Raw genomic sequence first — 24,825 nt, forward strand, 5'->3', positions numbered from 1 at the left:
TATAAAACTCTAACTTTTAGGGGTCACTACAGCTACTAAAAACTGTCGCTCTTTTCCCCTTAAAATCGAACAATCGAATATTCAATCGTCAGGAATGGCAGCGCAAAAATTCGCATAGTATGCGTTGCTTTTAAATACCCATTCCCCACATCCTGAATTAAAAAGTCTTCTTGCAAAGGCAGCTTGAATAACCCCTCACTGCCTACCGATACATATACACCTGCATCTGAAGACGGTTCCGACCGATTGCTCGTCAACCGCAAGTCTTCTCCTGCTGAACATAACTCCAGTATGCCCGTCATCGTCGTAAAAGGCAAAGGCAGCGCGATATTCATATACATCCGACCATTTGTTTCATGCTGCGAATAAAGAGCCGTAAAAATTGTTTCGTCGACGACTTTCCGTTCCCACGCACGAACATTTTCTCTCCCATCCAGCCCGTCATACAGAGTATAAATACTTCCAGTCATCTCAACTTTTTTATTGCTAAAAGGCAAATTTATTTGCTGTGTTCGCTTACTGATGAATGAATATAGAAATGCAAATGGCTTGAACCAAGCATGCCAATTGACGGAAGCTCTAAGTCTGTAATCCGTTGTATTTTCATAGAAGTCAATAATCTGTGAAGAGAGATTCACTGACTTTAATTCGTAAACGCTTAAGTCATCAGAAAGACCGCGGTGTCTTCCGATTTCCCCGATTCTCTCTGCAAACTGCCTTCCACGGATCTGACTAATAGGAAAAGAATGTGGTTTGAAACGCGATGGCGGAATAGCTAAAGACCATCCGACAATACCTAGTAAAGCGAAAACGATGCAATTCAAGACACCATGAAAACGAAGCATAAAGTCGATTGTGACAGAAAATAGCCCAAATCCATTGCTAAGTACATAGAGCGCGGAAAATGAAATCGTCACAGCGAGTGCAGTAAATGAAAGCCGAATCAGCCACTTTTGCAGTGAATTCGAAAAAGGTAACTTCCAGGCAATCAAAATGATTCCAGCCAAGCCATAGACATATAAAAGAACCGAACCGGCTTCAATCCATCGCGAAAACGTAATGCCGATCGCCACAACCATCGGTGCAACGAGTAATGCAGCTGTAGAGCTTCTGTACAAACGCGAAGTATGAAAACGCCCTATCAATCCTGAAAAAATCGGTAAAAGGAAAGCCGAGTAATGGAAATGAATGGCCGTCAACCAAGTCAGCAACGGACTGAAACCTAAATCAATTTCGGCAATAAAAGCAAAATACCAAACTCCACCCATCGCCAAGTAAATCAATCCTATATCGATCGCAAACTCTTCCAGGTTCGTAAACCCTCGATGAAGAAATCGGAATATCCCATAAAGCGCTATGTAAAGCGTAAACAAAAGGTAGATCGCCGCCAACAAAATATCCCAGTCAGACGAAGTAATTTGTTCAATTACAACCGCCGCATAAGCCGGTACCGCAAAATACGGATAGACTCGGAAAAACCAATCGCGTTCCTTACATAGAAGCCACAGCATAATCGGAATATAGACAAGTTGTGCAACGGACAGCAAGATATATGGCCAAGGATTTACATTAAAAACAGCAGTGAAAAAGAATAGCAGCACATGAACCAAAATGAAATTAGGCATCGACTGTAAACTCTCCTTCATATGAGAACACATTTCCTATTAAAGGGTTCTTTACAACAACAGAAATTCGAAAGACTTCAGATTGATCATCATATGTTTCCACAATTGTCGCCAACCCCTGAAAAAATCGAGGCAATGGGATTTCTTTTTTGCCAAGCACCAGCCGCTGATCCATTGAATTGATCTCCAATGCTCCTTCATCCGAGACAGTGAATTGCAAGTCCGCGTAAAGTAAATGCGGCTCTCCCAAATAATCTTTCACAACCATTCGTTTTTCATCTAAACTCATCAACGCATTGAAATAGCGCATTTTCTTCGGAAAGCAAAACTTGCGTTCCCAATGTATTTGCTGTTCTCCTTCTGAATTGACAAAAGATGAATTAATGATTGTGAAGGGGATATCTTGTCCTCGCTCGGGAAAAAGCAATTTCCATCTCACGCCTAATTTAAATAGTGGATAAAGCCATCTGGGTCCACCTTGTATAGATTCCATTCTTCCTGAAGCTCTAAAGACAGAACCTTTTTCAAAATCATATCTTTTTTGAAGTTCAGGATGAAGACGCAAAAAATCTGCCTGTAAAACCTTTTGATATATGGTCATCTTCATCACCTCATTTCTTCCTTTTACAAGATGTAGCAGTTGGAATGTCTTTGCTCATTAGCAATCCAATCCCAGTCAACATCATCAAGGACAGATTGAAAGTTACCGGATTAAACGGTTGGATCGCAGTTTCAGGAGAAGCGATCAGGGCGGCAATTGTTAGAAGAGGAAAAAAGACAATCTGCACTACAAAAAGATGCCGCTTCTTTTTATAAATCAACCAAAATAAACCAACTAAAACTTCCGCTATCCCGACAGCGATTACTGCGTAAGTCGCCTGCGTATCTGATAGAGACAAGCTGCTTGCGATCATGGATTTTTCCTGCGGATGCATCGCGACCAGTTTAGGCATCACCCCTTGATAAACCCATAGGAAAGCAAAGAATACAGTCAGGAGTTGTGTTGTAAAGAAACGTCTGTATTGTGATGCCGGCGCTTCACCTTTTTCCAACCACCTCTTTAACACATCAAAACTCAAAGCCGTTGCATACCCCATTAGCGGTCTGAAAAACAAATCAAATAAGCGACCGATTCCCCCAAAATTCGCAGTATAATCATACTGCGTTAAAAACCTAGTCCCATTCTCTACCGGCTCGTACTTCCAATAACCTCGTCCTTCCCGTATAGGTGATACTTTCTGATCCGTTCCGAAATGAAGAGCCGAGCTTCGTGACCCGTTCTTTAATTGCTGCGAACCACTGCTTTTCCCCCAACCTTCCACCGTCAAAAACGGGCCTACCTTTCGTGTGTAGGTGAAAAATTGAGGCTCTTCTTCATTTTTAGGAAGATAGCTAATCGAAGAAAAACGCAAATCCCATTGGGCATGCAAGTCAGGCTCTTGAGATGCATCCCATACTCGCTGAATAGGGACTTGAATTGGTATTTCTACGTAAATAGGTTTTAACTTCATTTTAATCACCTCTAGAATGACTGGAATTATTCGCCAACAACACTTAACTATATTCATATTAGTTTAGCATAGTTTAGAGCATGACGATAAAGGACCCCCTAGCCAATTTGGTCGGGGGCCCTGCGTCAAATGTATATCCCTACTAACTACTCATTCATTTCTTCCTGATGAGATTATGATTCACAACCCAGCCCAACATCTTTTGTTCCATCCTTCTCATTAACTCTCTAAACCCTGTTGCCAGGGCATTGATTTTACTTTCATGTGTACGCACAATTTCATGAAGGTCTTCAGTTTCCTCCTGTAATACCGTAAACTTTTGATCAATTCCATGTAAATGAAGTTTCTGTTGGCTAACTTCATTTCCGACTTCTTGCATGAGTTTTTCGTTTTGGTCCACACGTCTTTTCACATCTTGTAGTATGGCTAGTTCATTCCCCAATTCCTTGAACTGCCGACGTTGATATTCTTCCCTTTGATTTTGCATTACAGCCGCTTCTGCTAATTGATTTTCGACATCATGAATTTTCATTTGTTGGTCTTGAGCGGCGGCTTCCAACCTTTGGACTTCCTGATTTATTCGCAGTTTTTCGTTCAACAGCAATTGATCTCGATCGTCTTGTTTTTCAAACAAACTCTCTACATGCTTCAGCATTTTTTTTTGCTTATGAAGCATACTGGTGCGCTGATTTTGTAACTGTTGTCTGAGATTTTGATTTTGTTCTTTTATTATTTCGATTTTCTTTTCCAGGGCTTGTGTTTTCACTTGATTTTCCGCTATTCCATCCTGCAGTTGCTGAGTCTCCTCACAATAAAGGCTACGGGAGACCAATTGTTGGTTCTCCGGTGGGGGAGGAAAAATCATGTGGTAAACCTCCTCTAAGAATCAATGCTCTCTTTTTCTTACATTATGCAAGTGTAACTAGATGAGTGCTATCTGGTTCTTCAAATACTAAATAACTGGATAGTCCACTGGATTTTCGTATTTTTCTTAATAAGCCCTTTCAAATAGGAGATAGACATCCAAACGCTATAATCCTTCTTACATATAGTATTAGTGTAAGGCCTTACAAAAGATATTTTAGGAGGAAATCAAATGACAAAAGAGAATGAAAGTAAGGGAATGGATTTACAGTCTTTATATGAACAGACAGGTGCGTTTCCACCAAAACTGCAAAATTCACTTGGCTCAATAATTGGCTTCGATCCTTTTACCTTAATTTGTGCTCATCAAGATCGTTTTATTTGTGTAGACACCTTTGAAAAGAGGTATCCAGTTGTTGATTTTACCGGTGCACAGCATTGTCGTGGAGTTGTTTCTCCAATCGATCCAGACAACTGTGAGGTAATTCTAACATGTGCCAATGAAGCACCGAGAGAAGATTGTTCAGCAGTTGATGTTACGATTGGTTATCAGGTAATTGCACCTAATCCAAACGATACAACCTGTGCACTAGTAATCAATGATACACACAGTTTTTACTGCTCTCGCTTCTTTAGTGTATCAACAGATCCTGGTATTGGACGCCGTGTATATGCTAGTGACGCCCTTAAAATCGTAGATGGATCTTGTGTTCAAGTTTATCTAAATTGTTCTGTTTCAGCTGATGGAACAGAACTTATTGTGAGAGGTTTTATTATCGACAAACTCTGGAAAAAAGAAAACTTATTAATTGCCGCACCCGCATTTAGATTAAACAATACGGTTACGGTTGAGGATGAATTTGATCAAGCACCTGGTCCATGCCCAACAAATGGAGCTGGCAACGGCATTGAAGATCTCGATTTAAACGAATAATATAGTATTGATTGACAAAGGCTGCTACTTCACAACTGAAGTAGCAGCCTTTTATTTAAACAATATGATTCCCCAATCTCTATTTTTATTTCTGTATGCTGGATGGATAGACACTAGGAAGGTCACCATATGATGGGAAGTGTTTTTAATGTCCTTGTTAAATAAAGTCCCACTAAAACATCAAGGACTTTAAATCTATCATCCCTTTGCTTCCAAATACTGAATGATTATATCCATTTTCTTATCTAAAGAAGTTAAATTATTTCTTATCTCGTTTAGTATCCCAATATTCTTTCTAGATTCATTGGATTCATTTTTTTCAAATCTACCATCTTTGCTTAGGGCCGATCTTTTAATGGCCTCTAGTTCCTGCTTGTTAACTTCTTTCACTTCATACGTAGTGTTGTTATCAACAACGTTTATCTCCACCTGATCCAGGATCCCATTTAAATGTTCTATTTCCGGGATTAGTTTCTTCAATTCATTCTTCAATAGATCTTTACCACTTTCCGTCACACTTATCACCCTTTCTTAACACCTGATTTTTTAAAAATCATCAATTCTTGGGTATTTACTAAATTGTTTATATAAGTAATATTTCTGTAGTGATCCTTTATTTTGTTCCCTTTTGCCAAACACCTTCTTTCTTCTCAAAGAAGTTTTTCTATTCTCTACAGCTCTCTGACATTCATTTTTCTGAGAACTTAATTTTTCTGCCTCATTCCCCACCCTTTCCGATCCTTCAGTTTGATTTTTAAGTTCACATTCTAGTTGTTGATAATTAACTTCTTTAAGTGGGCATTCCTCCAATTTAATTAGTCGAACGTTCTTTTTATTTATGTGTCGAAGCAAATTCGAATTCCCCTTTTTCAATTCAGGTTCAGATTTGGGTTTTGGTTTATGCAATTGCACATTTCCAGTGTTTATTTTTTTTGCAACACTTTTATTATCTGTTGGTAGTCTTTTAATTCCTTCTAATGCTTGCTCATCTGAATATGTTCTAATTTGTCTTAAAGCTCTTTCTGTGATTCCTTTTTTATTTTCCAATCGATGTATATCATCTGTTTGCTTATTTACTTGTTCTAGCACTTGTTCATTCGTTTGCTTTTGCGCTATTATTTCCTCCTCTAACTTCCTTTCGATTTGTTCGCTTCTAAGTGCATATTGTTGGAGTTGTTCCATTATTTCATCGGTTGATTTCCGAATGAAAATCATGTTATCAATCCACTCTTGAGCGGGTAACTGTTTATTTATAAATTGTTGTTCTAATTTCCGGTTTTCCGTTACTAAATCCAATAGCTTTTGCTCTGTCTTTTCATGCTTTCCATACAATTCTTTTAGTTCATCAAACTGCCCTTTCAATTCAACAGAGCGAAAATGATCTATTTGTATTAAAGTTTTTTCCGAGATTTCCTCTTGGATTTCTAATCTTTTTATAACATCGGTTTGATTTTTTGAGTGTTCCAAGACTTTTTCATACATTTGCTTTTGCGTCGTAATTTGTTCATCTACCTTCTCTTCTATTTGTTCACTTGTTAGGGCATATTGTATGAGTTGCAGTATTATTTCATCATTTGATTTCTGAATGGAATCCATTTGATCTATCCACTTTTCTTCTGATAACTGTTTATGATTAAATCGTTGTCGTAACTTCCGGTTTCCAGCTTCTAAATCTAGTAACTTTTGTACCACATGTTTGTTTTTCCTATCTTGATATTCTTTAAATTCATTAAACAGATGATTGATTTCATCCCATTGCTCATTTTGCCTAAATTTTTGTTGTTTGCTTATCGTTTCCAGATCACGAATTGATCGGTAAAATGAATCATTTATCTTTTGTTGTTCCTTCAAGATCTCGGATAAGGGATCACTCCTAAAAAAGTTCTGATTTATACCTTTTATTTTTTCTTGATTTTTATAAATGCTTTTGTGCTTGTCGTTGTTGATAAATAAGCTCATCTTTCATGAGCACTCCCCTTTTTTCTTATTTACTTTATTAGCTTATGCTACAGGCTAAAGGCGCGCGACAATTCTTAAGCCTGCTAAATACAACACATTGAAAATAGACTGGGAAAAATAAATATATTGTGTTAGACCACTGTTTATAGGCGCGAACAAAAAATTGCATTCAAATACGTCTCTAAACAAAAGGCAAGTATGATTTCAATCGTAGATTTAAAGTATATGAATATAAAGTGCAGGAGCGCCAAAAGCATATGTTTTAGAAAAGCTTTCAGAAGAAAAAACAAGGAATATATAGGATAATTGTAAGATCGATATAGCTTCAATATCTGGACTTCTGAAGGCTGATTTGCATTTCACTAATTTCTTCGTAAGAGGAAACGAAAAGACGGAAAATGAATTAGAGTTCATGTTTATGGAGGCAAACTTGAGAAAGTATACCGCCATAACTAGGAGTTGATATTAAGAGTACATAATTCTCCACTCAAAAAGGGTGCAGTCATCAAAAAATGATGACCGCACCCTTTTACATTATTAATTAGGCTCGTTTTAACTCAGCCTCAATGGAAACTTTTATTTTTCCGTAGTAATAAGTAAAATAACTTCTCATACTATAGAATCTAAATCATCTTCCCTTCCAAACCGCCAACAAACCTAAAACCCCACCTACCACAACAGATAGCGCAGTAAGCTTTTTCACATCCAGTGTAGATTGAAACTTCACCTGATCCGGTGTGATGATGTATACCCCCACCGGTTTTACTTTAAAAGAGCCTCCACCGCCTTCTCCACCGTTTCCGTCCCCACCGCCACCAACTGCATACTTGATTTTTGCTACAGGAACCACTTTTTGCAAGCCCAGTTCAATAGGTTCTCCATAGACTAAGGATACATCTCTTTGATTAGCAAACTTCTTGAAAATGGTCTTAACAGGTGTTTCAATATACTCTTTTTGCAAGGCATTCGTGTTTACTTGTTCAGCTCCACTACTCATGGTCATTCCTCCCTTATCCTACTCTTTCGCTCTGCATCTAAATTTCCCTTTTATCTATATGATGCAATCTCTCTAGACAGTCATTCAAAACTCACAATTGTCTCCAATAAATTCTGCGCTGACGATACCTCAGTAACTTCAGCGACCACTCTTCCTTTCGCCCAAATAGCATAATGACTGTCTCCTGTAGCATCCAAGCGAATTGCACCATACATTTTTGGTATCGGCAATGTATGTTCTTCCAAATACTTAACACTTTGTTTAGCTAAATCAACTCCTTGTTCAGGCTGCTGAATCGAAGTATGCGTAGCCAACGCCCATCTGCCTTCATTCCAACTCGTCCATAAATTGCCGACACCTGCATCTTGATAGCCTGTGATTTCAAATCCCAGGTCTACTTTCTGACCCCCTACTTTAGAATAGTCTTCAAATCCAATGGTCTCATCAGCTTCTTTTTCAGATGAATAGATTTTAACTCTGAGATTTGCTATTTTTTTGATATCTGGACGTTCTTCTTTTAGTATTTCATTATTAATAGGAATCAGTTCTTTGGTTGAATAAAAGTCGATGAAATATTCGTTCTGTCGGGATTCTGTTTTCGCCGTAAGATGCTGTCCTTTTTCCAGAGGCAGATGATTTGGCAATATTTTCTCCACATTGGTTTGCAATTCATCTGCAATTGCGCTCAGCACTTCTTGTTGCGTCAAAGGTTCCGCTTTTCTATCTTCTATTTTATCGCCAGTCGTTTTATCATCAGGTTTTGTCATCGCTTCTCCCTGATCTGCTGAAGATTCTGCATCAATTTGAGGCTCTTTGACTGATTCAGGATCCGCAGAACATGCACTCAATACTACTAGCAGCAAAATCAATAGACTACCATAAACTCGCTTTTTCATTCGCTTTACTCCTTTCAATTAATCAACTATATCTTTTCCCTCTTACAACATGCGGTAAGCATAAAAAAGACATCATGCATTAGCATGATGCCCTTTCTTTCATATCATCTGATAGCCCCACATCATCGCAAATAATGTGCCGAAGATGGTGACCAGCCCTACAAATAATGCGTAGCCAATATTGGTCAACAGTGCAGTTTTGTTTTCATTCTCTCCGACATGCATGAAAAGAAACAACTGTAAGCATGCTTGAATGATAGCTGTCACTCCCAATATGGTCATACCCATGCCAAACGATAGATCAAACTTAATGACGACGAGTGCGATAAGTGAAAGGAGCAATGAAGAAACAAAACCGATCACATGTGGTACCGGAAACAGTTCTTTCAACTTACATCATCCCTTTCATATAGACAAAACTGAAAATAAAGATCCAGACAACGTCTAGGAAGTGCCAATACAAGGAGAAAATAAAGGATTTATTTGCCGTCTCCGGTGTCAAACCACGTTTTTTCACTTGCAACAAAATCGCACCGCCCCACAGCAAGCCGAATGTCACGTGAGCTCCATGGGTTCCAAGCAATGTAAAGAGCGCGGAAAGGAATGCACTCGTTTGCATTGTCGCACCTTCATGTACATACGTGAAAAACTCCATAATTTCCACGCCCAAGAATCCGAGGCCCAGAAATAACGTAATACCAAAGAAGGTCATCATCGCTTTTTTATTGCCTAATCTCATGGCGTGAATGCCAAGACCGATGGTGAAACTGCTCGACAGCAATACAATTGTTTCGATCATCACAGGCGTGAGTTCAAAAATATGACTGCCGCCCGGTCCATTCCCTATATTATTTTGCAATGTAAAATAGACAGCAAAAAGAGTTGAGAACAATACGATTTCCGCGCCAAGAAACACCCAAAATCCAAGTATTTTCAGCTTATTTTCCTCTGTACTATATTCCAATGGCAACGAGTGATCTATTTTCATTTTTTCTCACCTCTCAATGCATTTTCTGTCCGTTCAATTTCTTCGACAGTAACATAATGTCCATGATCTTGTTCAAATGTTCGATATGCCATCGTACCTAAGATAAACATCCCGGCAATAATCGCAGGAAGCCACCAGCTGAAGACCATGAAGAATCCGAAGAAGAAAAATGCCACGCCCATGATGAACGGCTGACCGTTGTTGTTCGGCATATGAATCGGTTCATAATCCCCTTCTTCAGTCAACGATTTGCCTTCTTTTTTCGCAAACCAGAAAGCATCCAATTTATCGACAACCGGTGTCTTCGCAAAGTTATACTCTGGAACAGGACTTGGTGTACTCCACTCCAATGAGCGCGCATCCCAAGGGTCTCCCGTTACTTCACGCGGCTGATAACGTGTACTCCAATAAATATTGTAGACTAGCAGGATGAAACCGATCGTCAAGCCCACAGCGCCAACCATGGAGAGCATATTTAACGGGCCGTATCCTGTGCTTTCAGAATAGGTATACATTCTACGCGTCATACCATTCAATCCCAGGATAAAGAGTGGGAAGAATGTAATGTTGAATGAAATCGCGATAAACCAGAACGCCCATTTCCCCAGTCTTTCATTCAATTTAAAACCGAACACTTTCGGGAACCAATAATGGAAGCCGGCGATAACGCCAAATACAGTACCCGGAATCAATACGTAGTGGAAGTGCGCAACCAAGAACATTGTATTGTGATATTGATAGTCGGCACTCGCCATCGCTAACATGACGCCTGTTACCCCTCCGATTGTAAAAATCGGAATGAACGCGAGTGCATAGAGCATCGGGGTCGTAAAACTTATTTTCCCTCGCCGCAAAGTAAAGAGCCAGTTAAATATTTTCACACCAGTCGGTACTGAAATGGCCATTGTTGTAATGGAGAAAACACTGTTGACCATGACACCATGCCCCATTGTATAGAAATGGTGGACCCATACTAGGAATGACAGCAAGGAAATGACGACCATACTATAGACCATTGATTTATAGCCATACAAGTTTTTCCGGGCAAACGTAGCAATGATCTCGCTGTAAATACCGAATGCCGGCAAGATAACAATGTATACTTCCGGATGACCCCATACCCAGAACAAGTTCGCCCAGAGCATGTCCATTCCGCCGTTTTGCATCGCAAAGAACTGCGTGCCGAATTGGCGGTCGAGCATCATTAACGCAAGTGCTACTGTCAATACAGGGAAAGCGAAAATAATAATGACACTTGTTATCAAAATGGACCATGTAAACATCGGCATTTTCATTAATTTCATACCAGGTGCCCGCATTTTAAGTATCGTCACGAGGAAATTGATCCCCGTCATAAGCGTCCCGATTCCTGCAATCTGCAATGCAAGGGAGTAGTAGTTATTTCCGACAGTCGGGCTGAACTCCAAACTGGCAAGCGGGAAATATGCAGACCAACCTGCATCAGGCGATCCTCCGATGACAAAGGAAATATTCAACAGCATCGCTCCGAAGAAAAAGAGCCAGAAGCTGACTGCGTTTAAACGCGGGAATGCTACGTCCCGTGCTCCAATTTGAAGCGGAACGACCACATTCATTAAACCAATAATGAAAGGCATTGCCATGAAGAGAATCATGATAATCCCGTGAGTTGTGAAAATTTCATTGTAATGCTGTCCGTCAAGCAAACCATTATTTGGTACAGCCGTTTGCGCTCTCATTAAAAGTGCATCGACTCCTCCGCGGAACAACATGAGTAAAGCGGCAATAATATACATGACACCAATCTTTTTATGGTCAACCGTGGTCAGCCATTCACGCCAAAGATATCCCCACTTTTTAAAATATGTAAGACCAGCCGGAATCGCGATGGAAACAAGCACAATACTGACCATCGCCGCGTAAATCATCGGTTCACCGGTGACAAAAAATTCATCCCATTTCATAGATGTAAACTCCTTTCGAGGTTTGGGTTGAAACTAGTTATTCTGATGTTCACCGTGTATAGTTGAATCATTTTCATGCATCGTTCCCATGTCCATGTCCGCATTTTTCTCGTGTTGATGGCCTGCATGCTCACCTTCAGGGGCCGGACTGAATCCTAAATGCGTAGACCTATAAGTTTTACGGCCCAAAATACCAGGCTCAAGCAAGTGATTGAACTCTGCTTCTGTTAACATAGGCGCTGTTTCTTTCACATCCTGCACCCATTCGTCATACTGTTTTGCAGTCAGGACTTGTGCTTCAAACTCCATATGTGCAAAGTCTTTCCCGCTAAAGTTGGAGTTTTTTCCCATATACGATCCTGGCGTATCAGCAGCCAAATGAATCGTCGTCACCATATCACTCATTGCATATTTTTGGCCTGCCAACTGAGGAATCCAAAAGCTTGTGATCGGACCGTATGAATAAAGTTTGAATTCAATCGGACGATCTTCGGGAATATTAACGTAATTCACGGTTTCAATGCCTTCTTCAGGATAACTGAAATGCCATTTCCAGTTGGATGAAGAGGCATAGACAATGAGTGGTTTTTCATTTGCATATGCTTTTGGTGTATTTTCCACGTCTACCGTAGAGCGTACAGTGACGACAGATAAAATCACTACTATGATGATCGGAATGGAGATCCACGTTATTTCCAACCATTTGCTTCCTTCTTCATGCGGCGGCTCATAATCAGCAGCCAATTTAGACGATCGATACTTCACTAACATAAAAGCAAAGAGAACATACACAACGAATAAAATTCCCGCCATCATTAGGATAGAAAAGAGAATTGTATCCGATATCGTTTGAGCCTGTGGACCTTTTGGGTCGAATATAAGCAACGGGTTATCACAACCGGATAAAATCATGAGTAGAAAACTCGAAATTAATAACCACTTTTTCTTCAATGGGGCTCCCCTCTTCCTTCTGTATTTAAAGCGCTCATATTCCATTAACTATATTTAAATATCAATAAAAGCTAATATTTATTACATTTAAAGTAAAATAGCGCTTTTGTGAAATCTATATTATGCCTTTCATAAATGAAAAACAATAGATAACAATCGTTGTCACAAAAGGTTCTTATATATATTTTTATATATTTGCAACTCATTAAAATGTTAGAAGTTAATACAAATTAAAGGAAAATTGGATTGTGAAATTATTGCGAAAAACTATATATTATAAACCGTTTCACTTGACTATTTTACATAAAAAGTATTTTACACTGCGAAAATGCAATACAAAAACCTCATGGAAAAGAGCCAATTACCTTGTAATTGGCTCTTTTCCATGAGGGGAACCCTGTTCCTATTCTCAACCTATCTTGCATATAATAGAACAAACTTAACAGAAATGACGAAAAATCAACATGTTTATTATAAAGAATAGTTATGAAGTGAATGGTAGCACATATCTAAATTCTCCAAGATTGAAAGGAGGTGAATAAACATGGGAGCGAAATGGATTAAAGCGGCTGTTATTTATTTTTTAATCGGAGTAGGTTTTGGACTTTATATGCACGCGACAATCGAACTTCAGTGGGGGGCAACACACGCACATATAAATGTTGTTGGGTGGTTGACGACTGCTGCAATCGGTATTATTTATTCAGTATATCCGAAAGCCGGAAACAGTGCGTTAGGAAAAGCACAATTTTGGCTCTATAACATCGGATTGCCGATCTTATTGCTAGGTATGTTGATCATCCAGCCAGCTATCGGTGCCCCATTGATGCTCATACAAATTTGTGTTTGGGGCGGAGGTATCGCTTTAGCTTTCTCTATTCTTCTATTTATCGTAAATGTGTATAAAAATGTAGAGGCGCCGGCGAGAGTATAAACAAAGATAACTGGGCAACATAGAGTAAGTTCGTTGCCCAGTTATCTTTAAATATATCCATTAATTCGCGATTTGTCTTCTTCATGTATTTCACTCTTTAAGTCTTTAATGCTTTCTTCCCTACGGTCATTTTTTTCTTTGATTTTGGCACGTTCTTCACCTTCTGCGAAGTGCATTGCTTCCTTCGCGGCTTCCATATTGCTGATTGTTTTGTTCAATCTTTCCTTGTTATCAGCTGGATCATTCGGCTTGGGAAAGTTTTTATCCATTTTCCATCCTCCTTCCTTCGCTTTTCCTTCCAAATTAGCTTTCCCATATTTCTTAATATTATTTACACCGTTTTAGTCTAAGAATACAAAGAACTTTTTGAAACATTGTGCCATAATTGCCAAAAGTAACTTCACGCTTATAAAATCTTCAAGCGAACACTTGACCACCGTTTACATGCAATACTTGCCCGGTTACGAAGCGAGAATCATCAGAGGCAAGGTAAACAAAAGTCGGTGCTACTTCAAATGGCTGCCCTTGCCGATCCATCGGGTTACCCGCCAAAACTACTTGGTCTGCTGAAAAGCTTGCAGGAATCAATGGAGTCCAAATTTTACCTGGTGCAATAGCGTTGACACGGATTCCTTTGCTGACCAAATTTCTAGCCAATGCCCGTGTCAAACCCACAATTGCCGCTTTTGTTGCTGTATAATCCATTAATTGCTCATTGCCTTCAAAAGCAACAACGGAAGCTGTATTAATAATGGAACTACCCTTTTTTAAATAGTTCATTGCGGCGCGTGTAGTATAAAAATGGGAATAAACATTTAGTTTAAACGTCTCATCAAATTGGTCATCGCTAATATCTACAATGCTCAATTGCTGGAACTGAATGCCGACATGGTTACAAAGGATATGAAGTGAACCGAATGTATTGACCGTTTTTTCGACGATCTCCACACATTGCTTTTTATGGCGCAGATCACCGGGCAACAGAAGGCAGCGCTGGCCAAGTTCTTCAATTCTGTCTTTAGTCCGTTTGGCATCCTCATGCTCATCTAGATAGGCAATGGCTACGTCGGCTCCCTCCTTTGCAAAAGCAATGGCAGTCGCAGCTCCTATACCGCTGTCACCTCCTGTAATAAGTGCTGTTTTTCCTTTCAACTTGCCACTTCCCAAATAATTTGGGTTTTCGATGATAGGCCGCGGCACCATTAATGCTTCCCTTCCCGGCTGATGGTATTGTCTTTGCTCTGGTACCGTCAGTGCCACTTCTTCATAACGGGTTATTTTCCCGTAATTCGGATAAAGAGGATAGTCTTCGCTCCCTGAATGATCATGTGTCAATTCTTTCTCCTCCTGACTTCATGCTAATCAGGCTACTTTATGTTTAAAAACAGTTTGTTATACTTCACATACTTGAAACTAGAAGAATATAGTGTATTGTAAAGTAAAATTTAGGAGGCACACTTTATGGAATCTTACTTTTCTCCTTATGTGCATTACTTGCTACTCCCGTACTCTGAGCAGACATCTGTTTTAATCTATGGAAATCAGTTTTTGCAAATGGAAGTTCCTCAAATCGGTCCCAGACCGCCCTTTTATTCTCATCCAGTCTATGATTCATATTTGCCAGTCATTTGAGAGATTAAAGAGCCCCCTGCCAACTGGTTGAGAAATAATAAACTATTTATGGAATTAATTAAGCCCACCTAATAACAAGGTGAGCTAAAATACTACATATCGATAAGAAGCCAATTTACCACAATCTATCCATCGCACACTTTAAAAAATCGAATTAAACATATCTCTAATTATAGGAAAAAGGAGATTGCCTGCAGCAAATTTCATAGCCATAATGCTTGCGATAATCAGAACAAAAATCATTATACTGATAAATTGTTTTTTAGTAGACATCTGATCATTCCTCAAACGACAAGTTCATTGGTTCATTTAGAAGTTCAAATGTAATATCCAGGTTGGTAGTCGCCACCCGGTGGTCTACCTCTTCAAAACGTAATTCATCAATCCATACTTGCCCTTTACCTGACAAAAGAACTCCAAAAGAAATAGTTGATCCGTTTTCAGGGACATCCAAGACTATAGAATAATAATTCCATTCGGTATCTCCCTTAATTTGTCGATTGCTCATATTATCAAATTGCAAAACGTCACCCAGTGTATTGTCGACTCTCATCCAAAAACCACAAAATCCTTCGACGCTCGATGCCTTTAAAAATCCTGAGAACTTCATTCTTTTCCCAAGGTATTTTTCGGCTTTAAATTGTTGCATCATTGTAGCAAATTCATCAGTAGACTGCACAAGTACAGATTGTAAAAAACCTGAAGACTTCCCTTTATGCACTGTTTCTTGATCAATACCCATCTGGTAAAGATTCGGATTACTTCCGCTTAAGATCCATCCTTTTACAGCATGTTCTTCATTCACAGTTGTTTCCTCCTTTTGCTTAGTTAAATTACCCATTAGTTTCCGATAGTGGCCTGGGGGCAAATGATAATACTTTTTGAAAGCTCGTGAAAATGCTTCTTGTGATTCAAAACCATAATTCATCGCAATATCAATGATTTTTGCATTGGTATAGATAAGCACCTGAGCAGACTCGGTAATTCTCCTGTATCTCACATACTCCGTAACAGAGACGCCGGTTTCATTCTGAAATATACGGTGAAAATGAAACTTAGAAAAACCAGCATTTGCTGATACGTCTTCAAGAGACAATTCCTCATTCAAATTTTTTTCAATAAAGTTAATAGTGCTTTGAATAACGGGACTATAGCTCATCTCCTCACCTCTCTAACGTTAATATACCAGAAGTATTTACGGTCTTTTTGACTTTAATTGCTTTCATTTAGCTCGTAGATGGAATTTTAAAAACCCCTAATTAAAATTAGAGGTTCATTACGAGAAATATTGCCTACACATACTCTTCAATCGCATCCAGAACAATTGATTGTTTTATATGATAATGCGTCGCTTGCCAAATTCCTCTTCCGTCTTTTAAAATCAACAGCTGCGGAGATTCATGTTTCACGCCAAGATCCTCTTCGACTGCCTTCGAAACTTTTCTGTCCAGCTGCACAATCACTACGTATATAGGAAGTTCTGTCTGCAACTTCTGCAATTCTTTTTTCGCCACCACGCTACTTATACACGTCATACTCAATTTGAATAAAAGAAATGGCTGTTCGTCTGATTTCTTCAATAGCGTCTTCCATGCTTCTACCGATTTAATTCGTTTCATACTAGATTCTCCCCCTAATTTCCTTTCAATCCTATCGTATAGTGTACACAGCACGGGGTAAAGAAAGCTGTTTTACATGAAAAAGGAGTCAAAGCCTCGAATACCAGCTTCAACTCCTCTTTTTATTATGCTTATTGTTATGAACCCATTTTCAGCTCCTATTCCTTTATGCATAATAATAGGTATGTAACGTGCGCACGTATCCTACACTTGTTCCCTGGACATATAAATTCTCCATATAGCTTTATAGTCGTGCAGCTCACCTGTCAACTTCGATTTGCATCCTCAATAATCCACTCAGCCGCACTAAGAAGATCAGGAAACACAGCATCTGCAAGTGGGTCTGCTGTACCAAGAAAGACTCCTTTCGTCCCTGCATTTTTACCGGCGATAATATCCGTATCAGTATCCCCAACCATATACGACGAGGAAACGTCTACATGATACTTCCTCGCCAAATCTTCAATCATTTTGCTGTTCGGCTTTCGACAAGCGCATCCTGCCTTTGGTTTATGCGGACAGTACGCAACCTCTTGAATAAACGCGCCTTCCTTTGCCAGTTCGGCCATCATATGTTTATGAATCGCCTTCAACTGGGACTCCTTCATAAACCCAAGTCCGACACCACCTTGATTGGTCACAACGAAGATGTAATCAAACACCGTATTCAATTGCTTAATCGCTTTCGCAACACCCGGCAAAAAGAACAGCTGTTGAGGCTCATTTACAAATTTCACCCGGTCGGTGAGCACTTCATTTATCACACCATCGCGATCTAGAAACACTGCTTTTTTCAATAGTGACACACTCCTTGCCAGATTAACGTCTTATCGTAAGGATTTCCTGTATATAGGCTTTTATACAAAATCGGAAAGGACATGTCGCCTAAAGCTCTACATAATTACGAGCGAGCTGTTTCGCACACACCCGAACTCTATTCCATGTTAAACTATCAGATATATCACACACTTACAAGGAGTGAAGTAAATGAATGAAAAACAATTTGACAAAATTAAAAATGGTAAAGGATTTATTGCCGCACTGGATCAAAGTGGCGGAAGTACACCAAAAGCGTTGGCAGCTTATGGCGTACAAGAAGATGCTTACGCCAATGAAGACGAGATGTTCAATTTAGTGCACGACATGCGGACACGGATCATTACATCTCCTGCCTTTGATTCAAAATATATACTCGGAGCGATTCTCTTTGAACAGACAATGGATCGTGAAATTGAGGGCATGTACACTGCGGATTACTTAGCAGAAAAGAAAGAAATCGTACCTTTCCTAAAAGTGGATAAAGGGCTTGCGGAAGAAGCAAACGGGGTTCAATTGATGAAACCAATCACTAATTTGGATGAACTATTGAAGCGGGCAAACGAACGTCATATTTTCGGTACCAAAATGCGTTCCGTCATCAAAGAGCCAAACGAAGAAGGCATCCGGGCAATCGTCGATCAACAATTTGAGGTTGGTAAACAAATTATTGCGGCGGGTCTCATTCCGATCATCGAACCTGAAGTCGATATCAACAGTTCAGGTAAAAAAGAATGTGAACAGCTGCTGAAAAAAGAAATTCTAAAGCATCTAGATCAGTTGCAAGACACTGAGAACGTTATGCTGAAATTGACGATCCCGACAGAAGCGAACGTATATAAAGAGCTTATCGATCACCCTCGTGTAGTGAGAGTAGTCGCACTGTCAGGGGGATATTCAACAGTTATCGCGAATGAAAAGCTCAAAGAAAACGAAGGACTGATTGCAAGTTTTTCACGTGCACTGAGCCAAGACTTAAATGCCAATCAGACAGATGAAGAATTTAATGACACACTTGAAAAAGCCGTGCAATCCATTTATGAAGCGTCTATTTAAATTGATTCAGCCAGTACTCGAGACAGAATTGTTTCGAGTACTGGCTTTTTAGAATCCGAAGCGTTTCGTTAATAAGTGACGCCAGTTCAATTATCGAAAAACTGTATGTAGTTAGGCAATATAATTGAGGTCCAGTCAAATAACCACTAACATGTGAGATGTGTCCAATTCATGTCGTATTCTGATTTTTTCATGAATACGACTTTTAAAATGGGTGGTTATTATTTATGGTAAACTCGCAAACATTTGATTTTAAAAAGAATATTCCACTGATGGTCGTTTTATTATCAGGTGCATTTATCACGATCCTAAATCAAACCCTTCTCGCGACAGCATTGCCGCCGATCATGGTTGATCTACATATCACGGAGAGCACGGTGCAGTGGTTGCAATCGATTTTTATGCTCGTCAATGGGATCATGATTCCGATCACTGCCTTTTTAATCGGAAAATTTACTACGAGAAGACTATTCCTTACTGCTATGAGTATATTTGCTTTCGGTACACTAATCGCTGCCGTTGCTCCCAGCTTTTCTTTTTTATTGCTAGGAAGAGTTTTACAAGGAGCCGGTGCGGGGATTATGATGCCGCTCTTGCAAACTATTATGTTCCTTCTCTTCCCTATCGAAAAACGAGGAAAAGCAATGGGAATGTACGGGCTCGTTATTGCGTTTGCACCTGCCATCGGACCAAGTTTATCAGGATATCTCGTTGACCAATTCCCTTGGCGAAGTGTCTTTTATGTCGTACTGCCATTTGCTTTATTGAACGCCATTGCGGCATATTTCTTACTGAAAAACGTGACGAAACAAACCAATCCTAAAATGGACAGTTTATCGATCATTCTTTCCACATTCGGATTCGGCGGACTTCTTTACGGATTCAGTATCGCGGGTACAGCGGATTGGCTCAGTGCGGAAGTCGGTCTATCCATTGCTATCGGAGCAATTTCGTTAATTTTATTCATACGAAGGCAATTGAAGCTGGAACAGCCGATTCTTGAATTCAGGGTATTTAAATACAAAATCTTCACCATTGCTACTGGACTCGGCATGATCGTGTTCTCATCCATGATCGCAACAACTGTGATTTTACCTCTCTTCATGCAGACGATGCTTGGATTCAATGCTTTCCATTCAGGCCTTATGCTATTACCAGGTGCGATTATTATGGGCATCATGAATCCGGTGACCGGTGCATTGTTCGATAAATACGGGGCAAGATGGCTGCTGCTAACCGGTTTCACCATCCTGACGATTACAACGTTCATGTTCGCGAATTTATCCGCAGGAACTAGCTTTACATATTTAGCTATCTTGAATGCAGTTCGGATGACAGGCATAGCCATGGTCATGATGCCCTCTACGACACTTGGCCTGAATCAATTACCGAACCACTTGATTTCGCATGGGACCGCCATGAACAACACCTTCCGCCAGATTTCCGGCTCGGTCGGGACCGCTGTTTTAGTGACGATTATGGTAACAGCTGAAATAGATGACGGTACGGTATCCGGTCAAATTCATGGAGTCAATATTGCATTTCTCGTTGCAGGATACATCTCAATTGTCGGGCTCGTCTTGTCTTTTCTGATTAAGGATTCGAAGCCGAAAAGAAGTTCTGTGAAAGCATAACGTGAAAAATCTCCCTTACACTGAGTGTGGGAGATTTTTCATATTCGGTTTCCGCAGTCATCTAACTGTTGCTGAAAGTTCTTTCTCCATCACAATATGCGGAATACCCTCCTCCATAAATACCTCTGAAGCCGTCTTATATCCTAGCTTATGATAGAATTTCTCGGCATGTGTCTGGCCATGTAACTTCACTCGACCAATTCCTTGTTCTTGTGCAATCTCTTCCAATGCACTGACAATCACTTTCCCCAAACCTAACTGCCGATGAGAAGGTAGGATACAGATCCGTTCCAACTTCCCTACACCATCAACATCTCTAATTCTACCTGTGCCGACAGCTTGTTCTTCATCTACTACTAAAATATGTTCACATATGCCTTTTTGAGCATCGAACTCATCAAATTCATTTTCTTCGGGCACGTTTTGTTCTTCTACGAATACTGCTTTACGAATTTCAAATGCTTGTTTCAGATCCTCATCGTTAATTATTCTTCTGACTTGCATTGTTCCATCATCCTTTTTTATAAAATTAAATTATCTCTTATAGTATAACGTTTGGAACACCTTCACTGCACGCTTCATTTTAGTATGGCAGTAATTCATTTTAAATTTGTATGGTTGACTATACATAATGTATAGTTTAGTATACATTATGTATAAATGAGGTGAGGATGCGCGTGATTAAAAATCGAGTGAAGGAGTTGCGGGCACGATTTGATTTGACTCAAGGTGTGCTTGCAGAACGAGTAGGCGTAACACGGCAGACGATTGTCGCGTTGGAAAAAGGAAGCTATACGCCTTCCCTTTTGTTAGCAATGAATATTGCAGAAGTATTTAAGATGCCGATTGAGGATATTTTTTTCAAGGAGGATGCTAAATGAAGAATGTGTTTCTGGCTGTCAGTTTACGAATTTTATTATTTGTAGCGCTTGCAGTGATGGTGTTTGATTTTTTAAGAGTGGAACAATTATTTATCCAAATGGATAGAGGTCTTCTTGATGGATTCTCTGTAGACATTTCCAATTGGCCGGGATATATGCTTTTAGGGATTTTATTTCTTTTCATTATTGCCAATCTACTACATTTTTGGCGTTTGCGGAAACAGACGAATACAGATATACGGGACTTCTTTACTTTTGAGTATGATGCCACCGATGAACGAGCCATTGATCATACAAGAAAAGCAGTAAGTTACGCATTTTCCGGTCTACTTATTTATTCTTTTTTCGTAATTGGTTCATTTATGTTTATACCGAATTATTTTTTAGATCATATTTGGTTTCCAGTATTTGCTGTTGCTTCAATTCCTATCAGTGGTTTGCTCATTTACGCAGTGTCTTTTACGGTATTGCAACGTACATAGAGAAAGGATGATCCATATGGAACTGCAAGAGCTTTTGTATAAGAAGTACACTGGCTATGATACCCCCGCTGATTATGTGCGGTGGGCAGAGGAAATAATTTATTTAGATATGGATGAAGTGAAGATGTTGGCAAGTATGCGGCCGCCCCTCCAACCTTTTGAAATAAATGAGATGTTTGAGAAAGCAGTTCGCGCAATAGGTTGGGAGCTTCCTTCAGAAAGAGAATGCGCATTATTCCATATAAATCTGTTGCATCAACATTTACTTTTTAATTCTGATGAAGTGTTTGCTAACGTCAAAGAAATTTATAACTGTTCGATTCAATATGATTTAGAAGAAAAACAGCTTCAGTGGCATGAACCCAGTGAATGGGTTGATCAATTTCAATATGACAAAGCATTTGTTTTATCAAAAGAAGAAGTAATCGAAAAAATCATCGCATATGCACGTGAACTTTGGCATTCGGAAAAAAGTGAGTATACCTTTTCCACGCTGATCGGCCAGCGCGTGCTGAATGTCGATGTGCAGGTTGCTCCCCGGTTTGTTGTCCAGTTTGAAAATGGCAGTTTGATGATTGAGTGTGCTTGGAGAATCCGAAACGCGGAAACCATTTTATTCGGTGATGCAGACATAGACGGAAATAGTATAAATTGGCGGGATATTCGAGATGTATTGATCAATAAGACCATTCAAGATGTGCAACTTTGGGAGAACTGCCCTTTCCTCATAGTACAGCTGGATGATTTATTTATCGATGTGTTTCATAGCAGTACGTTTTTTGAGGGCTGGTCCATCACCGATGACGGCAATCATTATTTGCTTTCGGATCATGGTGGGCAGGTTTATTAGTAAGCGTGTTGCAGAATTAGGTATTCTTTAACCATAATTTTTCGGAGCCCATCATTCCACATATTCCTCATGCATATGTAGCTGACAGCCGAATAAATAACAGCCGCCTGTAGGATTTAACTCAATTTCTATAGGCGGACGATACCCTGATTGAAGTTTCGGAAATAATTGATGAAGTTCAGTGCATTCCTGACGAAGTTCATCAATTATTTCTTGTTTATCCAACTCTGACCAATGTTCATCACATTCTTCTTGTTTCACTTCCTCAATTTCAATGCACTTTTTTTCGATCCCTTGTTGAATTCGTGCATGACAGGACTGTACTACATCCAACCGAAATAAAGTATATGCATACCTGCTTATGACGTAAGGTGTTACAGCATACTCGTCCCATTCCTTTTCGAACATATCACGGGCTTTTTCAAAACAGTTCATTTCCACATACGCATCTGCCGCCTCAATCGCTCCTGCATAATCATCTGATTGATCATTCCATTGATCAAGAATAGACTGTGCGGTATCATAGTCTTTATTTTCGATGCGAGCGAGTACTTCATACCAGCTGCTGACATCAGAGTCTTTTGCAACTCTATTAAAACCAGCCGCTGCCATCTCAAAATCCCCGAGATGGTACTGAGCGACTGCAAGATTATGTATATTTTCAGGAGTTGGAAAGATATCAATGGATTTTTGCAAATAGTCCTTTGCAACAATCCATTGTTTTTCTCGTATTGCAATTTCTCCAAGCATGCTATAAGGAAAATGCGACTGAGGTTTTTTTAATACAACTTCTTCAAGGAGTGGTTTTGCCCGATTCACATCCTCTTCTTCATATAAATACATAAACGCCAGATTATTTAACGATTGGACAGTTCTTTCTGCTTTTGCCACTTTTTCCAATAGTGACAGTGCCTCGTCATATTGATTGTTTTCAAACAATTGAAGTGCTTTTTTATTCATTGATATTTGTATCCTACCTTTTAAAAAATATTTCATTTCAACTTTATTATTAATTGCCTATCCAAGATATCTGTGAGTGCTATTCACCAATTCACTTGCACCGACCCATTTTTTGAAATATTTTTCGGACAAAGGCTCTTTTTTTATGAATTCTTCCTTCTGTTCATATGTGAATAGGTAGTACCCTCCATCTACCGGCTTACTCCCATAAAGCATCGGCGGAGTGTCGGAAAGAGGCCGTCTTCTGGGTTCTATTAAAATACTTGGTGAACTCATTAAGTATTGATTTATATCGGTGACAACTGTTTCTGTTGCTTCTTTTCTAATGTCAGGATAACTAAAAATCCGTTTCTTCTCTCTTTTTTCCGTAGAGAAACCTGTAATAATACAATATACTGCCGCTCTACCCCTTGCCTCATTTGTCCACTTGAAAGTTTGGTGCGCAAAAAACAATTCAATACCACATTGTTCAAATAGGAATATCCAGAGGATCACCGCTTGCTCGCCTTGAGTTATTGAATTAGTAGATACAAAAGATACACTAATATTGGTTTCCTAAATGTAATTGGCAGCCTTCATAAACCAAGCACATACATAGTCCAAGGTTCCGGCACGTGGTATATTTTTAGCAATCAATTGCATTTCTAATCTTTGTTCTTTACTCATTAAGTGAAATCCGACAAAGGGCGGGTTTCACTAGCGTCGCATTAAAATAAAATCTCTCATTACTGAGTTCCGAATAATCTTAAAATAATATTTTCCATAAAAAAATCCTTTATAATGGGTTGGAGGCAGTAATCCATCCAAATCCAAAATAAAGGACAATCTCATGGATAAGATTACACGAAAAACAGCATTTAAGCAATGGATGGCACCCATTTCCAATGAATTATTTGCGGAACAGGTCCAGCTCCATTGTCTTGATCACTATACAAAGAAGCTACATATGGCTTCGTTTATGAACTTACTCTTGTACGCGCAGCTTCATGAAACAGAAAGTTTACGTGCCGTCAGCGACAGCGTATTTTCCGAAGAACTACAGGAAGCTACCGACCTTGGATTCCATCAGCTTCTCACAGCTCGGCAGGCGATTGCGCCAGGTGCCGACGGAATTCTTTCAAGACATTTTTCTCGACTTGGTCGTACAGATTCATGAAGCGACGGATTTCCAGACGCGATGCAAGCGAATGACCCCGCTGAAAATTATCGATTCCAGCACATTGCCTTTGAATTTGAATACCCACCGATGGGCGACGTTCCAGGTAACCAAGTCCGGTATCAAGCTTCATCTGC

28 protein-coding genes and 2 pseudogenes are annotated in these 24,825 nt (G+C 39.6%); 9 read left to right on the plus strand and 21 right to left on the minus strand.

The annotated features are described in order from the left end of the window. Positions 1-59: 59 nt before the first annotated feature. The 4 genes from H7J92_RS11920 to H7J92_RS11935 form a co-directional block, all read right to left on the minus strand. Complete coding sequence (locus H7J92_RS11920; protein ID WP_221837099.1) at positions 60-1,625, minus strand: YndJ family protein; 1,566 nt, start codon at positions 1,623-1,625, stop codon at positions 60-62. After that, a complete protein-coding gene (locus H7J92_RS11925; protein WP_246602865.1) occupies positions 1,618-2,226 on the minus strand; it encodes a DUF4166 domain-containing protein in 609 nt (202 codons plus the stop codon). Before H7J92_RS11925 ends, H7J92_RS11920 begins: the two co-directional genes overlap by 8 nt. A 10-nt stretch (positions 2,227-2,236) precedes the next feature. Then, positions 2,237-3,136 carry a DoxX-like family protein gene (locus H7J92_RS11930; protein ID WP_221837102.1) on the minus strand — a complete coding sequence of 300 codons (900 nt, stop codon included), beginning with the start codon at positions 3,134-3,136 and terminating at the stop codon, positions 2,237-2,239. 154 nt (positions 3,137-3,290) lie between these two features. Continuing rightward, on the minus strand, positions 3,291-4,001 hold the full coding sequence (locus tag H7J92_RS11935) for a hypothetical protein (protein WP_221837103.1): 711 nt from the start codon (positions 3,999-4,001) through the stop codon (positions 3,291-3,293). A 231-nt stretch (positions 4,002-4,232) separates the two neighbouring features. On the opposite strand from H7J92_RS11935, the gene H7J92_RS11940 reads away from it, so the two are divergent. Then, positions 4,233-4,934, plus strand: a complete 702-nt coding sequence (locus tag H7J92_RS11940) for a hypothetical protein (protein ID WP_221837105.1) — start codon at positions 4,233-4,235, stop codon at positions 4,932-4,934. 198 nt (positions 4,935-5,132) lie between these two features. Here H7J92_RS11940 and H7J92_RS11945 read toward each other — a convergent pair whose 3' ends face one another. The 8 genes from H7J92_RS11945 to qoxA form a co-directional block, all read right to left on the minus strand. Beyond that, complete coding sequence (locus tag H7J92_RS11945) at positions 5,133-5,450, minus strand: hypothetical protein (protein WP_221837106.1); 318 nt, start codon at positions 5,448-5,450, stop codon at positions 5,133-5,135. A gap of 30 nt (positions 5,451-5,480) precedes the next feature. Further along, positions 5,481-6,893 (minus strand): hypothetical protein, encoded by a 1,413-nt coding sequence (locus tag H7J92_RS11950; RefSeq protein WP_221837108.1) that lies wholly within the window; start codon positions 6,891-6,893, stop codon positions 5,481-5,483. A 628-nt stretch (positions 6,894-7,521) separates the two neighbouring features. After that, positions 7,522-7,890: a hypothetical protein gene (locus H7J92_RS11955; protein WP_221837110.1), complete on the minus strand. Its 369-nt coding sequence runs from the start codon at positions 7,888-7,890 to the stop codon at positions 7,522-7,524. Positions 7,891-7,970: 80 nt separating this feature from the next. Next, the gene (locus H7J92_RS11960) at positions 7,971-8,786 is read right to left on the minus strand and encodes a hypothetical protein (protein WP_221837112.1); all 816 of its coding nucleotides are present in this window, start codon (positions 8,784-8,786) and stop codon (positions 7,971-7,973) included. 99 nt (positions 8,787-8,885) lie between these two features. Beyond that, entirely contained in the window at positions 8,886-9,176 is a 291-nt protein-coding gene (gene qoxD, locus H7J92_RS11965; protein ID WP_221837115.1) for a cytochrome aa3 quinol oxidase subunit IV, read from the minus strand. Between the two features lies 1 nt (position 9,177). Continuing rightward, positions 9,178-9,774, minus strand: a complete 597-nt coding sequence (gene qoxC / locus H7J92_RS11970) for a cytochrome aa3 quinol oxidase subunit III (RefSeq protein ID WP_009497766.1) — start codon at positions 9,772-9,774, stop codon at positions 9,178-9,180. After that, entirely contained in the window at positions 9,771-11,717 is a 1,947-nt protein-coding gene (gene qoxB / locus H7J92_RS11975; protein ID WP_009497767.1) for a cytochrome aa3 quinol oxidase subunit I, read from the minus strand. Before qoxB ends, qoxC begins: the two co-directional genes overlap by 4 nt. Positions 11,718-11,750: 33 nt before the next feature. Further along, positions 11,751-12,668 carry a cytochrome aa3 quinol oxidase subunit II gene (gene qoxA, locus H7J92_RS11980; protein ID WP_221837118.1) on the minus strand — a complete coding sequence of 306 codons (918 nt, stop codon included), beginning with the start codon at positions 12,666-12,668 and terminating at the stop codon, positions 11,751-11,753. Positions 12,669-13,212: 544 nt separating this feature from the next. Between qoxA and H7J92_RS11985 the strand changes: the two genes are divergently transcribed. Then, on the plus strand, positions 13,213-13,602 hold the full coding sequence (locus H7J92_RS11985; protein WP_078816972.1) for a hypothetical protein: 390 nt from the start codon (positions 13,213-13,215) through the stop codon (positions 13,600-13,602). A 47-nt stretch (positions 13,603-13,649) separates the two neighbouring features. Here the strand turns inward: H7J92_RS11985 and H7J92_RS11990 are convergent, their stop codons facing one another. Both H7J92_RS11990 and H7J92_RS11995 read right to left on the minus strand, forming a co-directional pair. Beyond that, a complete protein-coding gene (locus tag H7J92_RS11990) occupies positions 13,650-13,871 on the minus strand; it encodes a small, acid-soluble spore protein tlp (RefSeq protein ID WP_078816973.1) in 222 nt (73 codons plus the stop codon). Between the two features lie 148 nt (positions 13,872-14,019). Continuing rightward, a complete protein-coding gene (locus tag H7J92_RS11995; protein ID WP_078816974.1) occupies positions 14,020-14,937 on the minus strand; it encodes an SDR family oxidoreductase in 918 nt (305 codons plus the stop codon). Between the two features lie 126 nt (positions 14,938-15,063). Here H7J92_RS11995 and H7J92_RS12000 point away from each other — a divergent pair, with 126 nt between their 5' ends. Beyond that, the gene (locus H7J92_RS12000; protein ID WP_176132489.1) at positions 15,064-15,234 is read left to right on the plus strand and encodes a hypothetical protein; all 171 of its coding nucleotides are present in this window, start codon (positions 15,064-15,066) and stop codon (positions 15,232-15,234) included. Positions 15,235-15,511: 277 nt separating this feature from the next. Here H7J92_RS12000 and H7J92_RS12005 read toward each other — a convergent pair whose 3' ends face one another. The 3 genes from H7J92_RS12005 to H7J92_RS12015 form a co-directional block, all read right to left on the minus strand. Further along, positions 15,512-16,393, minus strand: a complete 882-nt coding sequence (locus tag H7J92_RS12005) for a helix-turn-helix transcriptional regulator (protein WP_009497775.1) — start codon at positions 16,391-16,393, stop codon at positions 15,512-15,514. Positions 16,394-16,526: 133 nt separating this feature from the next. Further along, positions 16,527-16,853, minus strand: a complete 327-nt coding sequence (ytxJ, locus tag H7J92_RS12010; RefSeq protein WP_221837122.1) for a bacillithiol system redox-active protein YtxJ — start codon at positions 16,851-16,853, stop codon at positions 16,527-16,529. Between the two features lie 266 nt (positions 16,854-17,119). After that, complete coding sequence (locus H7J92_RS12015; RefSeq protein ID WP_078816976.1) at positions 17,120-17,650, minus strand: D-glycero-alpha-D-manno-heptose-1,7-bisphosphate 7-phosphatase; 531 nt, start codon at positions 17,648-17,650, stop codon at positions 17,120-17,122. Between the two features lie 190 nt (positions 17,651-17,840). Between H7J92_RS12015 and H7J92_RS12020 the strand changes: the two genes are divergently transcribed. After that, positions 17,841-18,725, plus strand: a complete 885-nt coding sequence (locus H7J92_RS12020) for a fructose bisphosphate aldolase (protein WP_078816977.1) — start codon at positions 17,841-17,843, stop codon at positions 18,723-18,725. Positions 18,726-18,952: 227 nt separating this feature from the next. Then, positions 18,953-20,359: an MDR family MFS transporter gene (locus H7J92_RS12025; RefSeq protein WP_221837125.1), complete on the plus strand. Its 1,407-nt coding sequence runs from the start codon at positions 18,953-18,955 to the stop codon at positions 20,357-20,359. Between the two features lie 57 nt (positions 20,360-20,416). Here H7J92_RS12025 and H7J92_RS12030 read toward each other — a convergent pair whose 3' ends face one another. Continuing rightward, the gene (locus H7J92_RS12030; RefSeq protein WP_221837128.1) at positions 20,417-20,863 is read right to left on the minus strand and encodes a GNAT family N-acetyltransferase; all 447 of its coding nucleotides are present in this window, start codon (positions 20,861-20,863) and stop codon (positions 20,417-20,419) included. A 167-nt stretch (positions 20,864-21,030) separates the two neighbouring features. Here H7J92_RS12030 and H7J92_RS12035 point away from each other — a divergent pair, with 167 nt between their 5' ends. The 3 genes from H7J92_RS12035 to H7J92_RS12045 are packed head-to-tail and all read left to right on the plus strand — an operon-like array spanning position 21,031 to position 22,572. Next, positions 21,031-21,240: a helix-turn-helix transcriptional regulator gene (locus H7J92_RS12035; protein ID WP_078816980.1), complete on the plus strand. Its 210-nt coding sequence runs from the start codon at positions 21,031-21,033 to the stop codon at positions 21,238-21,240. Then, complete coding sequence (locus tag H7J92_RS12040) at positions 21,237-21,722, plus strand: hypothetical protein (RefSeq protein ID WP_221837131.1); 486 nt, start codon at positions 21,237-21,239, stop codon at positions 21,720-21,722. Before H7J92_RS12035 ends, H7J92_RS12040 begins: the two co-directional genes overlap by 4 nt. 16 nt (positions 21,723-21,738) lie before the next feature. Further along, positions 21,739-22,572 (plus strand): hypothetical protein, encoded by an 834-nt coding sequence (locus H7J92_RS12045; RefSeq protein WP_221837135.1) that lies wholly within the window; start codon positions 21,739-21,741, stop codon positions 22,570-22,572. Positions 22,573-22,623: 51 nt separating this feature from the next. Here the strand turns inward: H7J92_RS12045 and H7J92_RS12050 are convergent, their stop codons facing one another. From H7J92_RS12050 to H7J92_RS17955, 3 genes and pseudogenes are all read right to left on the minus strand, one after another. Then, on the minus strand, positions 22,624-23,532 hold the full coding sequence (locus tag H7J92_RS12050) for a tetratricopeptide repeat protein (RefSeq protein ID WP_221837138.1): 909 nt from the start codon (positions 23,530-23,532) through the stop codon (positions 22,624-22,626). A 57-nt stretch (positions 23,533-23,589) separates the two neighbouring features. Next, entirely contained in the window at positions 23,590-23,808 is a 219-nt protein-coding gene (locus H7J92_RS17950) for a type IIL restriction-modification enzyme MmeI (protein WP_343228090.1), read from the minus strand. A gap of 75 nt (positions 23,809-23,883) precedes the next feature. Continuing rightward, positions 23,884-24,213: pseudogene (locus tag H7J92_RS17955) on the minus strand (DNA methyltransferase); the annotation flags it as partial. Positions 24,214-24,361: 148 nt separating this feature from the next. Between H7J92_RS17955 and H7J92_RS12060 the strand changes: the two are divergent. Then, positions 24,362-24,825 (plus strand): annotated as a pseudogene (locus H7J92_RS12060) (DUF4372 domain-containing protein); the annotation flags it as partial.

Origin of the sequence: Sporosarcina aquimarina (genome assembly GCF_019748715.1) — a bacterium.
GTDB lineage: Bacteria > Bacillota > Bacilli > Bacillales_A > Planococcaceae > Sporosarcina > Sporosarcina newyorkensis.

Excerpts from the sequence above, each read along its gene's own strand:
- H7J92_RS11920 (WP_221837099.1), bottom strand. The coding sequence starts at position 1,625 with ATGCCTAATTTCATTTTGGTTCATGTGCTGCTATTCTTTTTCACTGCT.
- H7J92_RS11925 (WP_246602865.1), bottom strand. The coding sequence starts at position 2,226 with ATGACCATATATCAAAAGGTTTTACAGGCAGATTTTTTGCGTCTTCAT.
- H7J92_RS11930 (WP_221837102.1), bottom strand. The coding sequence starts at position 3,136 with ATGAAGTTAAAACCTATTTACGTAGAAATACCAATTCAAGTCCCTATT.
- H7J92_RS11935 (WP_221837103.1), bottom strand. The coding sequence starts at position 4,001 with ATGATTTTTCCTCCCCCACCGGAGAACCAACAATTGGTCTCCCGTAGC.
- H7J92_RS11940 (WP_221837105.1), top strand. The coding sequence starts at position 4,233 with ATGACAAAAGAGAATGAAAGTAAGGGAATGGATTTACAGTCTTTATAT.
- H7J92_RS11950 (WP_221837108.1), bottom strand. The coding sequence starts at position 6,893 with ATGAGCTTATTTATCAACAACGACAAGCACAAAAGCATTTATAAAAAT.
- H7J92_RS11955 (WP_221837110.1), bottom strand. The coding sequence starts at position 7,890 with ATGAGTAGTGGAGCTGAACAAGTAAACACGAATGCCTTGCAAAAAGAG.
- H7J92_RS11960 (WP_221837112.1), bottom strand. The coding sequence starts at position 8,786 with ATGAAAAAGCGAGTTTATGGTAGTCTATTGATTTTGCTGCTAGTAGTA.
- qoxC (WP_009497766.1), bottom strand. The coding sequence starts at position 9,774 with ATGAAAATAGATCACTCGTTGCCATTGGAATATAGTACAGAGGAAAAT.
- qoxB (WP_009497767.1), bottom strand. The coding sequence starts at position 11,717 with ATGAAATGGGATGAATTTTTTGTCACCGGTGAACCGATGATTTACGCG.
- H7J92_RS11985 (WP_078816972.1), top strand. The coding sequence starts at position 13,213 with ATGGGAGCGAAATGGATTAAAGCGGCTGTTATTTATTTTTTAATCGGA.
- H7J92_RS11990 (WP_078816973.1), bottom strand. The coding sequence starts at position 13,871 with ATGGATAAAAACTTTCCCAAGCCGAATGATCCAGCTGATAACAAGGAA.
- H7J92_RS12000 (WP_176132489.1), top strand. The coding sequence starts at position 15,064 with ATGGAATCTTACTTTTCTCCTTATGTGCATTACTTGCTACTCCCGTAC.
- H7J92_RS12005 (WP_009497775.1), bottom strand. The coding sequence starts at position 16,393 with ATGAGCTATAGTCCCGTTATTCAAAGCACTATTAACTTTATTGAAAAA.
- ytxJ (WP_221837122.1), bottom strand. The coding sequence starts at position 16,853 with ATGAAACGAATTAAATCGGTAGAAGCATGGAAGACGCTATTGAAGAAA.
- H7J92_RS12020 (WP_078816977.1), top strand. The coding sequence starts at position 17,841 with ATGAATGAAAAACAATTTGACAAAATTAAAAATGGTAAAGGATTTATT.
- H7J92_RS12025 (WP_221837125.1), top strand. The coding sequence starts at position 18,953 with ATGGTAAACTCGCAAACATTTGATTTTAAAAAGAATATTCCACTGATG.
- H7J92_RS12030 (WP_221837128.1), bottom strand. The coding sequence starts at position 20,863 with ATGCAAGTCAGAAGAATAATTAACGATGAGGATCTGAAACAAGCATTT.
- H7J92_RS12035 (WP_078816980.1), top strand. The coding sequence starts at position 21,031 with ATGCGCGTGATTAAAAATCGAGTGAAGGAGTTGCGGGCACGATTTGAT.
- H7J92_RS12040 (WP_221837131.1), top strand. The coding sequence starts at position 21,237 with ATGAAGAATGTGTTTCTGGCTGTCAGTTTACGAATTTTATTATTTGTA.
- H7J92_RS12045 (WP_221837135.1), top strand. The coding sequence starts at position 21,739 with ATGGAACTGCAAGAGCTTTTGTATAAGAAGTACACTGGCTATGATACC.
- H7J92_RS12050 (WP_221837138.1), bottom strand. The coding sequence starts at position 23,532 with ATGAATAAAAAAGCACTTCAATTGTTTGAAAACAATCAATATGACGAG.
- H7J92_RS17950 (WP_343228090.1), bottom strand. The coding sequence starts at position 23,808 with ATGAGTTCACCAAGTATTTTAATAGAACCCAGAAGACGGCCTCTTTCC.